General features: G+C 46.0%; 6 protein-coding genes. All 6 read right to left on the reverse strand.

From position 1 onward, the window contains the following. Window positions 1–13: 13 nt before the first annotated feature. The 6 genes from JT717_RS17520 to JT717_RS17540 all read right to left on the reverse strand — a co-directional run bounded on the left by JT717_RS17520 (window position 14) and on the right by JT717_RS17540 (window position 20,302). Window positions 14–1,822, reverse strand: a complete 1,809-nt coding sequence (locus JT717_RS17520) for a hypothetical protein (RefSeq protein WP_205511885.1) — start codon at window positions 1,820–1,822, stop codon at window positions 14–16. Further along, the gene (locus JT717_RS28655) at window positions 1,819–1,947 is read right to left on the reverse strand and encodes a hypothetical protein (protein WP_255553004.1); all 129 of its coding nucleotides are present in this window, start codon (window positions 1,945–1,947) and stop codon (window positions 1,819–1,821) included. Before JT717_RS28655 ends, JT717_RS17520 begins: the two co-directional genes overlap by 4 nt. 153 nt (window positions 1,948–2,100) lie before the next feature. After that, the gene (locus tag JT717_RS17525; protein ID WP_205511888.1) at window positions 2,101–2,595 is read right to left on the reverse strand and encodes a hypothetical protein; all 495 of its coding nucleotides are present in this window, start codon (window positions 2,593–2,595) and stop codon (window positions 2,101–2,103) included. A 13-nt stretch (window positions 2,596–2,608) separates the two neighbouring features. Next, complete coding sequence (locus tag JT717_RS17530; RefSeq protein WP_205511891.1) at window positions 2,609–11,350, reverse strand: RHS repeat-associated core domain-containing protein; 8,742 nt, start codon at window positions 11,348–11,350, stop codon at window positions 2,609–2,611. 76 nt (window positions 11,351–11,426) lie between these two features. Further along, window positions 11,427–12,266 (reverse strand): LolA3 family protein, encoded by an 840-nt coding sequence (locus JT717_RS17535; protein WP_205511893.1) that lies wholly within the window; start codon window positions 12,264–12,266, stop codon window positions 11,427–11,429. Between the two features lie 62 nt (window positions 12,267–12,328). Then, complete coding sequence (locus JT717_RS17540) at window positions 12,329–20,302, reverse strand: PA14 domain-containing protein (RefSeq protein ID WP_205511896.1); 7,974 nt, start codon at window positions 20,300–20,302, stop codon at window positions 12,329–12,331. Window positions 20,303–20,367 lie beyond the last annotated feature (65 nt).

Genomic DNA, 20,367 nt, shown 5'->3' on the forward strand with positions numbered 1-20,367 from the left:
TAAACATGTCGTATTATCTTTTTTCTTTTATTAATGCTTTCAATTCAGCCATCTCTTGTTTTAACAATTGCAGTTCTTTATCCTGTTGAATAGAATATAAAGTCAACTCTTCAATTTTCTTCAATAAGGCAGCCTGATTGTTACCAATGTCGATGCCTTTTTTCTGCACCTCTGCAGCTGAAGGAATACCGGGCAAATGATTATTTTGTTTAATAAAAGCTTCCACTTCATTTAATCCAGGAAGTTTATAATCTTTATTGAATACATAGTCGGGCCAGCGGCCGGTTTGCGTGATAAGCATTTTTTGGGCGGAAATGCGGCCATTGACTGCCACGTCAGAATTTAAAGAACCATTAAAAGATGAACCTGACTCTTCTCTGTAATAGAGGTTTCCATTGGCATCGGCCACTACAAAACGGGTGAGACTATTATTGCTACTCAAACCACCGAGGCGAACAGTGCCTGTAGTATGTAATTGAGCTGTAGGCGTCTGCGTGCCAATACCCACCCGACCCACCATATTTACCGCTAAACCGGGTGTGTATTGTTTGCCGTATACATTTAACGCCAACTGATTATCGGGTAAAAGCTGATAATATCCCGGATCGATGGTCACCAGTGTGCCTGTAAATGCGGTGCCAATACTATTTTGAAAACGATGCTGATCGCTGTTACTATTGGATTGATACGTAATTCCCCTTTCAGAAAAAATCCTGGCTCTACTACTTTCCTGATTGAATAAAAGTCCATTACCGAAAAATGCAGTCATATTAACCGCTTGAGCAATATTACCTCCCACCGCAACATCACCAGCAAGAGTGGAGTTACCCATTACCTGAAAACGATTACCATTATCGGTAGTTGTTCCAATTACTACATTTTGCGACTCTGTAACACGCATTGCTTCACCTTCTGAAACTCCGGATATAAAATGTAATTCACGCCCACTTATTTTTAAATCAGCTCTCACATTACCACCCTCTGCTCCGTTTAGTACGGTTCCAAACCAATAATGATTTTTTCTGCTAATGTAATTGCCGGCCCCTTCACGCCATTCACTGGTATCAGATACCAACATAACGAGGGCAGACGAATTAAAGGGTCCTCCTGTATTTCCAAAATAGAAAGGATTAGAAGCTATGGACACCCGTCCATCAGAAGCGATCCGTAGCGCAGGATTACCTACCCACCATGAAGAAAATGTCACATTACTATTTCCTAGTCCAATGTGACCATCACGTTCTATCATTATATTCTTATACTTTGCACCATTATCGTTAGAAGTACGAAATAAAATGTTTTGTCCATCCCATGTATTTATCGCCCGCCCTATTTCTATACGATCGCTTGGTCTCGACAAATTTGCCGAAATCGTTACTACGCCGTTGCCCGCCACTTGCAATTTATCGCCGTTGTCTGCAATATTACCTATGTGGAAATTGCCTGTATTCGTAAAACGCCCGCGGAAACTGTTGTTTGTATAGAAATCGATATGATTGTTGTCCAGAGTTCCCAACACACCGGTTGAGCCGAACCGGTTGCCACCCTGCAGCCAGGGATTCATTCTTAATGTATCACCACCTACAATGTAAACACTATCGGTTAACTTGAGCAGTCCTCTTCTAAATTCTGTTCTTCCGCGCCCCTTGTTGAACAAAAAGCCCGGCACATTTTGAGTATGGTTTTCAATAACAAGCTCCGCCGTATCACAGTTGTTGGTGATCTTTACACTATCGGCTTTGATGGTGTAGATGTACGGTTGTTGGGCATGGAGGGTCTTTTCGAGGCACACAAGTGCCAGAACGAAGACAATTCGCTTCATAAACGATTATATAATTTTATTAATGCTATTTCCTTTGGAGCGGTTTCAATTTCACCATTGCGGCCAGCTGTTAATCCCGGCTTTTTATTTTTTAATTCAAGAATTTCCGGCTGTTGTTTTTGCACGGTTTCTCTTTGGCGTTGGAATTCTTATTTATTAATGAACCTGCTGCTGTATACTCCAGTTCGCGTATAAAGGAGCGCAGCTGGTTGTTGCATTATATCTTCACAACAACAACCATTACGCTATTCTTCTTATAAAACCGGTAAAACCTTTATCTAAACCGAAGGGAGGTAATCAACTCCGTTTACTACCCAGTATTTCTCTGTATCTGGAATTAACTCATAAAAGTTCTCATACTTCCCAACCCACATATCTGGAACAAATTCCTCAAAAGTTAAATATTCTGGGAAAAACGAAAAAAGCACCTTTTTATCAAAGTCTATAAATAGTGAAGGAAAAAGATGTCCTTTTGTTTCCCAACTTTCGATAGGCATATTTTTAATAATCATGTCACTCAACTGTTCCTTGGTAACTAAATAACCTTTAATTACCTTTTCAAATGACGGCCAATTTTCTGTATCAAGAACCTGGAAATTATCCCTCAAATGATCTTCATATTCTGTATTATCATCTCCTAAGCTTTCAAATATAGATTCCCATTTATTGTAATCAAGCACCCAGTACTCCTTGTCACTTAAATACCAGGAATATTTTTCCTTAAACTTGACTAATACAATAATATCAACGCTATATTCCGGGTTTAAACTCATAATTCTAACTGTTTTATTTATTAAAATCAAATGTCTTTCCAGAGCCAGGAACAACAACCTCATTTAACCACTGTGACCATACAGGGGGTAATTCCAAAGAATAACCTGGTTGTCTTGGATCCACAACCTTTGGCGCCAACATTTTTTGATTATTTGGGTTGCTTTTATATCCTTTTTGTTTTATTGCATATTCCTGTATCATATCGTCAAACCAGGTTGGAACTTCAAAACTAATTACGGAAGAACCGGGACGACGGTATTTTTGGAAATACAAAGCATGGTCCCATCCATTTGTACTAACATTTAATGTTCCCGTATTGAAAGTTACGTTACCTGCATCATCTATCATAACCCGGCCTTGACTAGCTGCAGTTCCAGTTCCACCTTGAACGCGCCAATATATCTTAGTATTTGCAGTATTTGCGGTTGCACCTTTTTTTGTTACACCTGAGGTTGTCGCTCCGGAATTCGCTGTAGTTGACCTTTCGGCTGTTTTCGCAGCAGCAGCCGCTTTTTGTTCCGTTTTTAAAACTGTGCTTTTAGGTCCCTGAAATACTTTTCGGGTAAGTAAAAATCCGCCAAAATTTTCAAAAGCACTCCAATAATTGTCAGGGTTTTTCCAATCTGACCACGAGATACTTTTGAATCCCTTAATTGCATCGTCAAAAGTATCACCTACTTCCTCATTAAGTTGATTTATTACTCCGGAAGCGCCTTGACGACCAAAAGTCTTTACATATTTTACACCTGTATTCCATGTTGAAGCAATGCCATTATAAGTACCAACCAATGCGTTATATGGTGCATTACCGAGACGGTCAACGGTAGATTTCGACTCGTTTTTTTCTATATAAGGCAACTCCTCGTTTCCATCCAAATCCAATGCATAAATAGGTTTATTTCCAGCAAATTGAAATGGAGTATACCATGGATAATCTTTAGTCAACGGATCCACACTCAAAAACTTCCCTAACCGCGGATCATAAAACCGCATCCCATAATCCTGCTGCTCTCCCACTCCCTTCACCTCATTATCATTCTCCTTGCCATTAAACCCATACCTATACCCGCCGGCATTATAACTCCTTCCTGGCTGCAGCATTCCAAAGGGATAATAGTCCTGCGCACTTATGACCTGTGGATTGAAATAATCTACGATGCTGTTATTAGAAGAAACCCCAAGTTTCTTATCATTCACAGTCACGAGTATGTTCCCTAAATGATTGCCAAGTTCAAAGAGCTTGTTACCCCGCACAAAGGTAAGACTATCGCCCGTACCGAGTAATGGCATCGTTATTTTCGATGAATCAGCGCCAGGCTCCGGCTGATAACCCATATCCAATTTACGTCTGAACAAGCCTATCCGGCTACTTCCATACAAATGCAATTCAGACTGTGTTAAATGGCCATTATTCACTGCAGGTTTACCCGACTCATACACACTCATTACATTACCCTGGGCATCTCTTACATACCATGTCCGCGCCGTATCTGTTGATCCTGATCTTATAACCGTTTTGCCGATCCGGTTTCCACCGGCATCATAAACATATCTTATATCAACACTATCTCCTTTGACAATGCGGCTTATTTTTCCATACACTGTCCAACTAATGCTGGTGATCCCTTCCGCATTATCTTTAACCAGGTTCCCGATAGAGTCATATACATAGTTTCCGGCAGCCTGCGCATCTATATCAACATCGTAGTTACCAGCAGGCACTGTATCGTAAACGTAGTCCAGTTGATTGGTACCTGGTTTATAACCGTAAGCCAGTTTGTCCATATCCATTGGCTTGCCGCCTGTCGTATTGCCATTACGTTTATAAGCCAGGATATTCCCATTGGCATCATAACTCACCCGCTCCTGGAAGTCACTTTGATGCGTCAGATCTCCCCATGTATTACCTGTCTTTTTCCAGGCATCCATAGCTACGATCCTATTAAGCTGATCGTACTGATAATTGTACAAAAGCGGATTACCCAGTTTCTCGATGTTCACCGCCATACTGCTGATGTTTCCATTGTACAGCGGTCTATAAGCGCCTCCCAGCACCGCACCTACACCTGCATCCATTGGCGTAGCGCCGCTGATGGCTTTATAATCTCCATTATAATAATTGAGCATCACATTGTAGGCGGTTTTTCCAACCACACTGCCTGTACTGCCATCGGGTTTTAATGTGTAACCTGCGCCAACATGCACATCCGGATTGATCGACTTTAACCAGCCCTGAAGGTTGTACGCATAGTTTACGCCCTGCACCTGTTGCTCGCCCAATACGGTACGTGCCAGCGGGCCATGATCATAATACTCATAGAAGGCGTCATTATCCCAGTTGATACTATCTGTACTCGTAAGCACATTCGTTATCCGGTTCTCAGCATCGTATATGTATTTATGATAAAACGCATCTGGCTGGCCGGGCTGATAACTTACCTGGTTCACTTTACCGCTTACCAGGTCATAGTCATAAGCAATTTTCTTTACACCAATCTTGTTATCATATAGAACGCCTTGCTTATAATACTGCAACAAGGTATCTACATTACCAAGGATATCATATGTGTAAAAGCTGGCGGCAGCGAAGTTAAAACTGCCTAGTTCATTAGCCTTATTGTACAAAGCAGTCCATGACACGCGGTTGCGCAGGTTCCTTGTCTTCAACACGGGGTCCACACCCGGATATTCAATATCATAGGTAGTTTTAGTGATCTGCTCTGCGGTGGGCGCTGCGCTTGTCAACCAGGCTTCCAGGGCGCCCTGGCTTCTGCTGGTAACATCGGCCATGGCTGTGCTGCTGGTTAACTGTCCAACTTCTGTGATCCGGCCTATGAGATCATATTTTGTATAGCTGTATTGTGCGCTGTCCTGCTGTTTAGCATTCTGCGACACACTTAATCTTCCCAACCGGTCGTACCAGAAGGCGCTTGTTCCTCCATCGGGTGAATGCTGCGCCACTACCTGGTTCAGGGTATTGTACCGGTAATCGGTATACAACGTATGTCCCGGCAGTTTTTCCGTTCCAGCAGCCCTGGCAGCCTTCACCTGCACCAATTCCAGCGAATCAGTTATAGGATGCACACCTGCTGGTGGTACAGTACGGATCAGATTACCCGCCTGATCATAATAATATAATGTATAATGATATTCATTCTTGGTATAGGTAACCGTAAACGACTCATAGCGGTAAGCCTGCAAACATTCTTCAATATAGTTCCGCTCAAACGCCCCCGTCAGTGAATCGGTATATACTTTGTGTAATTCCGTTCCTTTACTGATTGCAAAGAAAGTACTATCTGAACAGGCGCCTATGTATTCATCTCTGAAGGGCGGCAGTACAGGCTGTGATTTACCACACAACCTCGGCCCATCATACAATTCGTAACAATTGCCGCTGCCCGGGCAGGTCAGGCTCGAGTCTTTGGCTAACACCGCCATTGGCGTTAAACTAATTTCGGTGTTTGCAGGCGTTACAAACTCACTGGCCACAGGCGCCCAATTGATGCGGCCCAAGATAGGATCAGTACTACCCAACTCAACTGTATTATCATAACAACCGAAATTGGGTTTTATCACCAGCATCACCATCTGGTTATTGTTATCGCCCACCAGCGCAAAACTGCTATCGCTCTTTTGTATTAGGCGGCCAACGGTTTGTTTGCCCGGTAATGCCGTTTCTGCCGACCACATCAAAGTTCCAGCGGCATCCATCCGTTGCCAGATAATATGCTGGCTGTTATTGCCCGTTTGTGCAATCATATAACCTCCATCGGTAGTAGGGAACACGGCCGAGGTTACCATCTTATTGCTACCCGCTGGTACATTGAAGCGTTTGTATGACGTTACTTCGCCACTCTTCGTTAGCTTAACCACCGACACCTGCTGATTGGTGGTGCCCAGTTTTTCGGCATTATTGGCCATAATTAAATAGCCATTGGCTGTGGCATAAATATCGCGGAACCAAACACTCTTGGTATCACTGGTGCTATCGGCATAATGCCAGGAGCATAGCAGACTGCCATCGTGTTTATCGATGCGGTGCACAACGCCAAAATAGCGATCACTTACATTGCGGTCATAAGCGGCGCCGGTCACCAGCAGCGTATCGGCATCCTGCAACAGGCCGTAAGACGGAGAACCATCATAATCCACGGTATCTGCGCCCGGGTTATAACAGGCATAACTATTATTCTGCAAGCGGCTGGTGCCAAAACGGTGTGTCCAGTTGATCGTACCATTGCTTTGCAAACTGGTGAGTACAAACTCGCCAAAACCAGTGTGTTGGTTATATAAGCCCAGTGCAGCGTAGCCTCCATCGGTAGTCTGGATGATATCATAACCTCGCTCACCCAACGGCGTTCCAAACCCGATCGTTTTTTCCCACAGGACCGCACCGCTTGCATCAGTCTTAACAACCAGTATGGCGCCGCTGGAATAATGTCCCGATTTTGTTGTACCAATGGCGATGTAACCATTATCTGAAGTACGCCGTACCCGCTTAAAGTAATCATCACTGCTGCCTTCATATTGTTTCGACCATTGAATGGCGCCAACGCTGTCCGTTTTTATCAGCACCGCATTCGAACCCGTTTTACCGGCCATGATATAACCAAAATCAGGCGTAGCCTGCACATCTTCCAGTTTACCAGAAGCGGCCGCCAGGAAAAATCCTCCAATCCGCTGGTCAACACATTCGGTAACATTGCGGATCAACCCGGCTGAGTCGGCACACTGTTTCATAAACTGCAGGTACTCCCAACTTTGCAGGGAATAACCCAACCGGTTATTCATATAGTTCTGGAAAAGCGTATTGCGCTTGATCTGCAAGGTATCATCTGCTTCTGCTATACGCGGTGTATCGTTGGGATACGCCTGTTTAAAGCCTTGATACAACTCCTGCACTACGGTGCAAGAGGTACATACTTCCCCGGCATTACATTGCAGGGCCGGTGGCAGGTAAATGGGCGTTTTCAGGAACGTACAGGCTATACCCGCTTCCGTGGGAACAGTAAGGGTGTTACACACATTGCGCAAAATCTCAAGATCACTGTCGGTCATGGTTACCCCTTGCGTTCTTTTAATATAAGCCGCAAAACTGCCATCGCCACTGCCCCGTCTTTTGCCTACTGTATAACGGATATAATGATCATTGATCAGTTTACACTCACATTCCGCCGGTTTGGTAAAGACCGGTTTGTTATAATATACCGGTTGTTTGTCATAGGGACCAGGCATCGTGATCAACTCTGCATTACAATCTACATTATTGGTTATGCCATGCGTATTGTTATAGTTGTCTAAAATCTCTTTAAAGCTGTGATAGCCCTGATAATCTCTTCCGGCAGGCAGGGTACTGGCGCCAAATAAATGCTCCAGATCGCAAGCCGTGCGGCACAGCCCCTTTAACAAGGGCAGGATCGTATTTAAAGCACCTTCATTATAACAGCCTGACAATTGCGCGCGCCATTGTTCTACGAGCGCCGTACAGTGCTCATCAAACATTTTATTCAGCTCCTGCTGGCCGCCGGCCTTGGCCTCGTTCACCTTATCAGGATCATTCATATAATCAAGCCCTTCATCGCTGGCAGCCTGTTTGGTATCTTCTGTAAACTGCGGCTGATGGCCTTTATCAATGAGCTCCTTACGCGTCGGGATCTTATTTTTAAAGGCTTGATTGAGCGGCGTACAGCCCGTGGGATTGTTCACCAGTTTGTTGATGATGTCCTGTTTCGCCGCCAGATACAACTGACGGAAGGTTTGCCAGGCCTGGTCAAGATCACCGTCGCACCAGGAAGGATCAAAATTGCGTGACTGATTGCCGTTATTGTGGTAATAACTCACGCAGGCCGTATTACCTGAATCACACTTCACGATCGCATTGGCCATACTCCACATATTTACCATCGGGCCGTTCTTCAACTGCAGGTACTGATTCAGTCTTGTCTCCAGCTCCGCTTTTTTATCGGGACGTAAAGTTATAAACGGATCCAGGTTACTGGTATTGATCGGATACTTACCGCTCAAGCTTTGTATGCCTGTAGGGTTCAGGTAACCTGAATCAATGGCATCATGGTAGTTGTCGACCTTCTCCATCCGGCGGTCCCACACATTGCTGGCCTTTAACGACTCCAGCACCTTCAGCTTGCAATACTCCGGGTGATAAGGCAACAACGCTTCGGCCCAGCTCGTGCGGAAGTTCTGCGTAAACTCCAGCTTCGTCAGTGCGTTCGGTTCTACCATCAAATTCGTCTGCAGGTTGTAGACCTTGTCAGGTTGCCCATTGGCATCACGGTACACCACAGCTTCGAGTTTGAATACCGGATCATAGGTAAATTCTTTCTTCGGATCTATATAAAAGATCGAATAAATATCTTCGCCGTTCTCTTTGGTCGTATCGGCATACTGGCCGTAGGGCGGCGTCAGGTCCTGCAACATCGCAGCCCGAACATCATTATCGGTGGAAGAACTATCACCACAAAGTTCATTACAGGCTTCGATGGCGCTTTTATAAGCCAGTGCTATTTGCGTTTCATAACCTGCCACGTCTTCCGGCGCTATACCGGTTTGCGTAATAAATTTTGTGCGGTACTGCTCCAGCGTGCCTACACTGGCCCGGCAGCCATCACAGGTGGGCTCACAGTTAGCGTTCTGCGCTGCAATCAATGTACGTTGCTCCGTGATAAAATCCTGCAGTGACCGGCAGGTATTATTGGGCATGTACACGCTATCGCGGTAGTAATTAAAGGCATCCCGGTTCACTGTAAGCCGTTTGGTTACCTGGTAACTGCCTGCAGGCAAATACAGGGTAAACTTCAGATCCACCGGTGAGGGGCTGCTGCATGCAGGCGTAATAGCACCCAGGGAAAAATTACGCAGCACCGTATCAAATGCCTTTTTACCGGGCAAGAGCTGGTTATTGCAATTGTCGGTGATCGTTACCTGAAGATCGTATAAACAGGTATAACAAATATTTTGTTTATCACAGTTCTGCTCTATTAAAGAGGCTGGATCGAGCTTATATCTAAAGGTGTGCTCCCCCGGTTTGGATACTACCAGCGATTTCTGGCTCAGCAGGTCCCAGTTCTGAATGAACCTACCAGCAGAATCGACCAGGTTCTCCGTCACCTGGCGGCTGCCGTTCGACGCCAATGGCGCTATACCCGTCGGCGCCTCTCCGGCCAGGCCGGAGGCAATGGTGCGGCCATGCATATCTACATAACTGATGCTGAACTGTCCGTTGGCATCCCGCACCATATTCTTAAAGTAGTGCGAGGCATCTCCTACATCCGTACCAAACAGGCCATCCAGTTCCTTCTGATCGGGCGTGCCATAATAATATTTTGTTTCATGACCACTGCCCAACTGGTGGTCAGGCCCTACGCCACTTTGCCGGCTGATGCGGCCCGTATTATCAGGTGTATATTCCGTTTCGGTAAAGGGATAACCTTGCGCATCGGGAATGAACTGGTTCATCCCGGCCGTTTTCTTCAGGTTGTTGGGGGAAAAGTACTGGCTGGCCCCTGAGCCTGAGCCCATCGCATCGGCATGCGTGTTACAATACAGATCAGGGCTGATCAGCGTATCATAATTACTTTGGCTGTACTCTGCATTATTGATACTTACATTAAAACCGGCAGCATACCGGATCACATTACTCAACGAAGGCGTCGGCATCACCTGGATGGCCGGCCGGCCCTGGTAATCATAAAAAGTCTCTGCAACAATTACATTGTTATTGGTATTGTCCTTGGTCACGGTCTGGCGGCCTCGAAGCCCCCCGTCATAATACTGAACCACCACTTTTCTTTTGCCTTCTTCCGCAAAACTGATGCTTGATTGCCAGTTCAACGGCCGTTCATGACCAGTAAATATATACTGCCCCATTACTGAAGGCGATGCTTCCGAGCTCCAGATGGCAGCCAACACCGAGTTAGCTTTACCAAGCTGCACGGGTCGTACCCTTATGAATAATGTTCCATCGTTATCATACATCAATGGAATGTTATAGGTATTGCCCGTGGTGCTTACGCGCGTGGCATTATGATAAAAGATCAATGCCGGGTCAGCCACCCCGTTGGTCTTGTACCGGCCCAACGCCAGCGCTGAAGCATCGATGTAGGTCCATTCCAGGTCGTATTGATCGGCGCCCCGCACGGCTGTCCAGCTTACCGGCAGTTCATCGGCTTTGGGATCCGGCGAAGGTGATACTGTAATATTTGTTACCGTATTGGTGCAGGTGAAAACGTATTTGGGTTTGGCGGTCAACTGGTTTTCAATCATCAGTGCCGATGATACATTCCAGGTAGCGCCGTTGGAATCTATCGACAACACCTTTACCGTCACTCTCCGGCCGCCATAAAACACAAAACTGTTGCGGGCATTGTAACTGTTAGCCGAGTCGTAGTTGATGGTAAATGGCCTGTCGATCGAATCTATAGCAGACCCATTGCTATAAATGATCCGCAGGTGTGCGGTAACGGTGAACGCCGTTCGCAGGTATACTCTGGAAGCTTCATTTATTTTAAACGTGATCACATTCTGGACCGAATAACCGGTATCAACGCCAATGGCAGCAGCATTGAAAAAAGCGGAATCTTCTACGGTACGTGAAGAATCTGCATGTACCTGGTTTTTACTACCATCCAGAACAGTTCGGGCCACCACGCCTCCGCCATCGCCGGCACGGGCTACAGCTATACTACAAATAAAGCCGATCAGTAGTAAATAACGTTTAAGGAAATGGGTCTGCATGTTAATCTTATTTTATACCTTCTCAGTGTTACAATGCCTGAAAAAGCTTCTATATGGTTAAGGTCTCTGATTAAGCTTATAATTTTGGAGATGCCAGGAATAACTGGTAATCCCTGTACTTTTCCGATGGTTCATATTTTCCCTGGCCCAGCCGGGTAAAATACCGCTCTTCGTTAAACAACTTATCGGTGAACTGTCCCTGCCGATAATCACTAAACACGATCTCTATACGTCCTTCGGTCTGATAAGTTCCATGATTACCGGGTTGCATCAACTGATCTTTCTCCACCAATCCTTCGGTATATAATTCATATACTATTTTTTGAAAATAGCCTGTTGCTTCATTCACTGACATAGTGATGTTCTTATAGGTATGCCCGGGTGGAAAATTCATTTGCAAGGTGGCAATGCCTTTATTACGGGTAATCTGCGTACGTATTCCATCCAAACGGGTCAGCACCGTATCGAGCATAGCCACCGGATCGGGCAATTGGACAGAGTGTGGCACAGAGAGATAGATCAGTTTTTGATCTTTTATCACCTGTATAGTATACTTATCGTTGGTGACCGTTTCTATATCCCCGATCAAATACCGCATACGGTTCCTATCCATAGCCACCTCGCCTGACATGGTATCGATATAATTATCAGGTTGGTTCTGATTGGCATACCGGTAATGCACATGAAAGCTCAGGTACGACGCCGACCTGTATGCCTGCTGCACCCGCTGCATAAACTGTTTTATTGCACTGGTGGTATCTCCCGAAAAGGAAGACCTTTCAGGTGCACTGAGCTTTCCAGCACTTTCAACAGGTTTTTGTGCACCTGACAGGTCTTCTGCCACTGGTGCAGCTCCTGCCCATCTAACTGCCAATAGGAAAACCCCTGTCATTAATAACACACAAAATTTCTTCATATAATAAGTTATATTACTCAGTTAATACTATTGCCCATTGTCGATTGTCAATTGCCTGTTGTCTATTGTTCTTCTTTAATCAGCGCACTTCTGCTTTCCTTAACTGTTTGCACCCCTCGCTCTGTTTCCTTTTTCACCCGAACCAGCGTACCATCATCGTCGTATTCATAGAAAGTAGCATAGTTGTTCTCATCCAGCTCTGCCATTAACCGCAGGTTCACCGCATTGTATACAAACGATTTCATTTGTGCATTGAAAGGATGAATGCGGATGTCGTCGAAATAAGTAGTAGCTGAATCCGATGCCTGTAAGGTCAGCGTCATTTTTGTAGCATTGGCCGGGATCTCCACCACGGCCTCATACCGTTGCCATCCTTCTACCAGGTTACCGGATGGGCTTAACTGAATGGTATTCACGGTTCCGCCTACCGTAAAGCCAACCAAAATGTGATTGCGGGTGTAAGTTTTACACTGGCAGCTGTTATCTTCTTTCACCCATCCCCCAACGATCACCTTTTTACCGGCTATTGGTGCAAAGTTTGGCAGCACTGTACTTTTTGAGGCCAGCATGCCCTTCAGCTGGTTGCCGCAGGGGCCTGATTTCACTGATGACGCCAGCGTTGGGATCACGGCATCAGCAGCAGGCAGTATCTCGGCGCTTATACTTGTGAGGCTATCTTTGTCTACCTTCAGACTATATAAACCCGAATGCGATTGTACTTTGGTGAAATCGTCCTGATGAGATGACCAATCAAAGGACCTGGCAACCGGACAGGCATTGTCACAGTTGTTTGTTTCAAAGCCATAATCTTCAAATCCTTCATAAGCACCTTCCTGGAAATGACTGTTCTGCAGCACGGCTACCGGCAGCGTTAAACCATAGCCATAGATACCGGCGTTATAACGGCCGAGCGGGTCTTTATTTTCCAACTCAAAACCTTTTCGGTTGAATAAGGTGGTTTGTGCATTCCATACCCAGCGGGTGGTATCGTAAGAAGGCACCCAGTTTTTACCCTGTAGGATCCAGAATGGTGCGAAATCTTTTATAACACCATTTTTACGGGTATTGATGGGCTGCATGGGATCCGATTCCATCCGGCGGCCATAATACACATAACTGCGCAAAGGACGATAGTTACCCAGGATGCCGTACTGATAGGGGTTTATCGTGGTATCTGTAATGGCACTGTAACATAAGCCGCTGCTGATATCAGTACATTGCAAGGTAGAATTATAGCGCAGCACCGCGCCCATGGTATCAGGGAATGGCGGATACACTACGTAGGTCACTTCCATTACCGGCCACTTTGCCGCATCGGCATATCGCTGCGAATAAATGGTTGAATAATAATTTCCATAACCACTTTGCATATAACCGGGCGCTCCCTCATATCCTGCACCGTAACCGGAAACATTTGTATGAAAATCTTTAGTGCCCTGCGCCAGGATAAACGACGCGGAGGTATAATCTCTATTTCGATAGCCATCCACATATTCTTTCACATCGATGGTGTCATTCTGGAATGGTACTGTTCTCCTCACCTCTCTGTGCCAGGGACTGGTGGTCAACTGTTCGTGCAACGATTCCAGCGGCACGCGGGGGAACCATCCTGATGCAGACAAGGACACACTCAGGCTATCAACCAAATTCATGGAGTTGGCATCGGGCCAATAAGTGGAGTGGTGACCGCGCTGATCGGCCTGCAAAATGAGCCGGGCTGATAGAATGTCGGCCCTGGCAGGGATCTGGCTTACATTGTTAAAACGCAATATTGAAATGGCATTGCGTTCAGCGCCGCCCAGGTTGAGGTTGGTCTCCACTAACAACCTGTCTGACGTTGAATCGATCAGGGTAAGCGAATCCCTGAATGTGGGACAGTTCTGCGTCGACAACATGCTTGCCGAAAAATCAGGCGCTATCCGAACCGTAACGGTATCGGGTTCGGGGATCACCACATTCGGACTTTTATAAATAACCCCTTCCGATGTACATGTGCTCGTCGTTAAATCATAAAATGACATGCTGGAAGGATTGCGGCGAAGCAGGTTGATCTCGATATTTCCAATACGGCAGGTATAAACTTCACCATTAGGATCAGCAGACACGGGCCGGAAGTAGCTGTTCAGGTTCTCCTTCAATATGGGACAGTTGTTTACATTAAACCCCGGCGTATTGATCTCACTCACCAACTGGCTTATGGTTTTACGCTGCAAAAAGCCTCTTACAAACAACTGATTGCTCTGTATCAGATGATCAAAGAAGGGTTTCATGCATGAGCAGGCTTCATTGGCAAACCGCGCACTATCATTGGACGTGGGAACACAATCTTTCAGCACATCCATTTTTCTTTTATCAGCTACTTTCCAGTATTGCGCCAGCTCACTGGCTGCAGCATTTACCACTTTTGTAGCCGTATCAAACACCAGGTGATATTTTCCATCGCCACCCCGTACCAACGGGCTGCGTAACGATGTTACCGTACCTACTGAACCGTTCATATTGCGGTGACCCGAGCGGGTTACCTTCAATGTTATATCATTTCCGGAGAAGGGGGTTCCATTTTTATCTACGAGGAACAGTTGCTGTGGACCTCCGTTAACTGCATTGGAATCTATCACCCATAATTTATAACTATCCGGGAAAAACGCATAGGAACTGGTAGAACAGCCTGTTGCATTTATAGTTTCCTTGCTGTACACCAGCAGTTCATCGCCGGCTGTCAGATACAAGGTATCCAAACCATTCAATCCGTCAGTGATCTTACCATTTTTTACTTCCAGGTGTTCAAGAATAGCACCGATATTCTGGTAAGCGGGTCCCACGCCTTTATACACCCAATGTGCCGGGTAATTGAAATTGTACACCGGATCATTGAACTCATTTTGTGTTCTTGTCAGCAACGGATCACCGGTTTCTGCGTCATACAGGATATTTTTCGTTGAGATCCTGCTTCCTTTATCTATCACCACTACACTATCAATGATCCCATAGCGGCGGATCACTTTTGTCATAGCCGCTGACCTGAACTGGTTGGTCTCTTTCTGGAACAGCGGTATGAGTGATGGTATAAGGGCCGGGAATGATCCCACGGTAAAAAAGTCGCTGTTCACATTTACGTTGGCGCCGATGGACACAGATGTCTGGTCACGCATATCGGCCATCAATTCCACATCCTTTCCAATCGTCGCTGCAGTATCAACATTCCCGTACGGATCGATGGTGGTAACCAGGTTCTTCAATTGTTTAAACGTTACATCGCCGTTTTCAACATGATAGAAATATTCTGCATGCGAAACAGGGTTTTTAGCATCATTCTCAGCATAACTTGCTTCAGAACGCAGTTTTCCATTCATATCATTCAGCTCCACTTTAAAGCCCTGGGCAATGCTGAGGAAGCTTTTTGCATCTATGCGAAGGAAATTCCTGAGCAAAGGTTTATAGCGTTTCTTGGTGTCATTATCCAGCACCGACCAGTCCCAGGTAGTGGGGAAATCGTAGGTTGTATAGAACCTTGTTTCAGCATAGCCATTGGCAGAACGCGTTTTATCGGTATGTATACTTCTCACCCGTACTTTACTGTAACCAACAGATGCACCCGGAAAAAATGCTTCACCCAATGGCTCTTCACTATACTGCGCTGCAGTAGGCGCCATGATCGACACGCGGTCCTGGTATTCAATGGGCAGATGGAAAGGATTTTCCTCTGCACCGATCACCGGTTCCCATGCAGCCACGCCACTGCTTACGCGCGTTTCTTTTCCATGTATGGTCTGCGTGGTTGTATAATCATAATTCTGTCCAAGTACGGTTTCCTTTTTCTGCGTCATGGCGTTCCAGTGATCGTAGATCAGGATGGTCTTTACCCGTAAGCCGCCGCCTAATTTTTTGCCGGTTGCACAATTCAACCGTACATATGAACGGGCAGGAACAGTATGCGCAGCCTGGTTCCTGAACCGTGCTGATTTGGTATAACCGAGCAGCATGTTCGACAGGTCGGGCAATGATGGCACCAGTACCCGGACTGCATCCATGGGGTTCAGATCATCACCAGGCTCTGACCGGTAGTATGCTTTTGATGGCAGGTTCAACCGTAAATAATTGATAGCGGCCTGTGCCAGCGGGCTCAATGATCCGCCGCCATCACCGTCATTATTCACTCCGGCCATTTTGATCCAGATCACATTGGGATCGTTGGTAAATCCATACCAGTTGGCGGCCGCTACATCGGGCTCCGCATAACAGGGCACATACTCGGAGCCGGAACCATACCCATCATTATCCGGCATCTGCACATATAGCCTGAAGTATAATTTGCTCATACCTTCCAGGTAACGGGCAAACAATTCTGCTTTTGTAGAAACCGGTACCGGAATCCTTACATAAGCAAATAAATGATCGTGTGTGCTCAGATCGCCGTCCACTGTATACAATCTATCGTTATACGAGCCGGAACTGGTTTGTCCAAAGCCGGCCAGTTGCAGCATTTGTGTCGACCGCCTGTTTTGAACATACGCATAATCGTCACTTTCATATTTCACTTTGATGCGCCCGCCTGAAGGTAATTTTATTGAATCCAGCATCCACGCAGCTGCGTTATAGGCAGCCAGGGCGCTGTCCTGTATTGCATAAGGATAATCGGCATTGGTCAGCGGATTGCCTGCTGTTGCATCAGGGTTTTGCGCCGGATCCTTATAGGTTCCCCATTTATCGCTGGCATTGCTTGTGTACCGGGGATTGTTGTTGTGGTAATAGAACACATACGGATTCAGCTTGCCTTTCTCGTTGCCATTATAAGTGAACCATATTTTTTTCAAGGTCAGTTTACCTGAATCGTTACCCTGGTTATTTCCAAATTTGTTTATACCACGGCACAACTCATAGCTATATTCAAAATGAACTGTTTTTACCGGAGTTGCATTTGTACCGCGGGCTAAAAAGTCAGCTTTTGAATACAGGTCTATCTGTTTCAGGCTATAGGCTTTTCCACTGTTCAATTTGACGCCGCTTTCGCTGATGGCCTGCAGGTCTTCCCGGTGTTGCAGGGTAAAAGTGGCGATCATGGTCTTTGATTCAATAGAATGCAGGTACCACATTTCCTTTTTACCGCTGATATAATGCGCTTTGTCGTCGCGGTTATAGGTCTTCAGCCCTTCGCTGTAATTGGCGCTGTCGTTATAAGGCGCGCGCCACTCAAAGGGACTTGCAATACCGGCGCTTTTGGCATAATTGAATTTTACCGCATCGCCGATATCATCATCGCTGATACCATTACTGGTAACATCTACATAGTCGGGCGACAAAATGCCCGTCAACAGGAACGAGTGTGCATAAGCAGGCGTTTCCTGCCGGCTGTAATAACCTGACTTGCCACTGGTATTACGCGTACTGTTCTCATCAGAAGAAAAACTGGTCATGCCCGTCTGGTTATTCTGACGATTGTCTTTCGTTACAGAAAAACTTACCTCCTTCTGTTGAATATTATAGACCGGTATACCGTATACATATCGCCGTCCGTCGGCATTCAACACATTTATTTCAGAAATGTGATTGCTTTTACGGAAATTATTTACGCGGTCTTCGCGGGTAATGACCTCGTCTACAATAGCAGTATCCACATAGGTGGGAGGATACATGTATATTCCCGGAATAGAATCTTTATGGTCTTTGTCCCACGGGCGGTTTTGCTGATCGGGTCTTCTCCAGGCAAATGCCATATGTGCATACCCATTACCCCCCAGTTCTATGTATTCTACGCGAAGTTTATAGAAATGGTCCTTGACCAGGTTTATCCTTCTCGTCATCCAATCGGGGCCGGAACCTGGCTTCCAGTTATCAAACAACAGTGTATCGTTCATCCACAGCCTGCACCTGTCGTCCATGCGCACACCAAAATCATAGGTGCCGGTCACCGGGGCTTTCAGGCTGCCAAGCCAGCGGACAGTGAAATTATCATTCACAAAATTTTTGTCAATCAAAATTTTCGGGTACCCTTTCTTATCCAGCCAGTAAGGAGTCCACCTTTCCCAGTCGAAGTAAATAGTAGAGTTTAATTGTGTGGGATTAAAGTAGGGAGGTTTAAACTCCCTATTGGGGTAATAATATCCGATCACGCCAACGCCATTTCCCAATTTATCGCTTACGGAAACATCGTCACAATGGCGGGAACCGAACTTGTTTATCGTATGATGATATATGTATTTATCCAACCCGGAAACGGCTGCTTCCTGCGCCGTAAGGTAAGTGATCACCTGCGACCGTTTGTCGCGGGTGTTGCGCGCAGCACTGGCTGCATTGATATCGATGCTGCCTACTTTGGTTTTTCCCCTGTACCTGTTAAGTGTGTTTGAGGCAGTGATTGACGGGCTGTTCCTGCTGTCCTGTGCGAGGGCTGGCACTACTACATCATCGCCTCCTATGGCGTCATAAAAAGCAGTTGTATTGATCGTTTTTTCCGCGGGATTGCGAAAATACACCGCTTCAAAAAGATTTTTGCTGTTTTTGAAATTGATCGTATTTCCTATAATGTTTTCCGATTCCCAGGGCCCGGTTTGTGTATATGAATAGTTGCGGTTCAGATCCACCCCGCCATGCACCGCGTCGCCCAACCCGATATCAACACTCGCAGCACCAGTAGTTGTTTTTGTGCGGCTGCGGTGATCTGCAATAAATCCTATGTCGCCGCGGTAAGGCCGGAAACTGCCACCGGTACCTTCGCCAGACATGGAGAACACATCATAGGTATAAGATGGCACTGCGATATGTGGAATAGCCGGTTTTTCGCGGTAGATCATTTCTTTTTCGCGGTTAAAATCTGTTACGGCATCGCGGTTACCAACCAGGTTCTGGTAATTGAGGTAACCGAATACAGGGATCGACACAGCCGTATCCGCTGGCGCTATGTACTCCTGCCCCCAATAGCCGCTTATATATCCTGTAGGATGGGTTCCTTTTGCCTCATATCCTACTTTAATGGTCACGCTGGTGTTTGAATTGGTCATTGGCATGGTGATACTGGGCGAATAGGTTGGCCAGGCAAAGTCGAGACCGGCCTCCAGCCGTCTGCTGATCCCGTATATCCTTGGCTTTACATTCATTCCTAGCTGAATCGCCTTTAAACCGGTTCTGGAATTGTAGGGAGCAGCCAGCGATATGCCGGCTCCGGCAGTAAAATTCTCATTCTTTGTATTCAACGTATACTGGTAAGACAAACTGGGTCGTATGGTAATACCTTCCTGTGAATTATCCGTCAGGGAAAGGCCACCGCTCAGGGTACCGGTTGATTTATTACCCACATTTATGGAGGCATTCAAAGAACGTTCAAAGCCCCAGCCTTTATAGGTATTATGAAAAATACCAAAACTTCCACCAACGGTTATGCCTTTACTAACGGTATCTATAACGATCTGGTTGTTTTTTGCATAGGCAGAAAGACCAAACAATTCAAAATCTGCCCCCACTGTAACTCCCCAGTTCTTATTTGGCTTTATTGACGACACTTTCGTCATGGTATCGGCCCCGCCATTGAAATCATCCGGCACACCGCGCATATTCCGGGTAATGGAACCAGGGTTAATGTTCCAGCCTAATCCTACCCAGCTGGCCTCTTCATCCATGGTAATTCCACAGTGATAAGCAATATTAACCGGGTAACCGCCCACATCCAGCAACGGAATGTTGTAGCTGAAGTCGCCCGTGAACAGGTCTACCATATTGTTGCTGTTGACCGAGGAGAAGGACTGGCTCTCGGGTTGCGAAGGCCCGCCAATGAATACGCCCTGGTTATTTTCCCTGGTCCCCGGCGAACCATTTGCTTTTACGATTTTAATGTCAGGCGCATGTTCACGTACAGGCCTGTTCGAAGACATGAACACATTTACCGCTTCAGCGGCCGGCATTTCATAAGTATAAGGAATGCCAGAGCTGCGGGGCGCATTCCAAGATCCCATCCGTTCCGCTATCGTCACCTGAACGAATGAAATGCTCAACAGGAACAAGGCTATATGTTTCTGATACCTATAAGCTAAACTCAATATCATAGTACTGGGGTATGTATGGTGGTACAGTAATTATTCAAGTCGTATTAAGGTTCTATGTTCTTTAT

The sequence above is a fragment of the Longitalea arenae genome, from assembly GCF_016924755.1.
Classification (GTDB): Bacteria; Bacteroidota; Bacteroidia; order Chitinophagales; family Chitinophagaceae; genus Niastella; species Niastella arenae.

Excerpts from the sequence above, each read along its gene's own strand:
- JT717_RS17520 (WP_205511885.1), bottom strand. The coding sequence starts at position 1,822 with ATGAAGCGAATTGTCTTCGTTCTGGCACTTGTGTGCCTCGAAAAGACC.
- JT717_RS17525 (WP_205511888.1), bottom strand. The coding sequence starts at position 2,595 with ATGAGTTTAAACCCGGAATATAGCGTTGATATTATTGTATTAGTCAAG.
- JT717_RS17530 (WP_205511891.1), bottom strand. The coding sequence starts at position 11,350 with ATGCAGACCCATTTCCTTAAACGTTATTTACTACTGATCGGCTTTATT.
- JT717_RS17535 (WP_205511893.1), bottom strand. The coding sequence starts at position 12,266 with ATGAAGAAATTTTGTGTGTTATTAATGACAGGGGTTTTCCTATTGGCA.
- JT717_RS17540 (WP_205511896.1), bottom strand. The coding sequence starts at position 20,302 with ATGATATTGAGTTTAGCTTATAGGTATCAGAAACATATAGCCTTGTTC.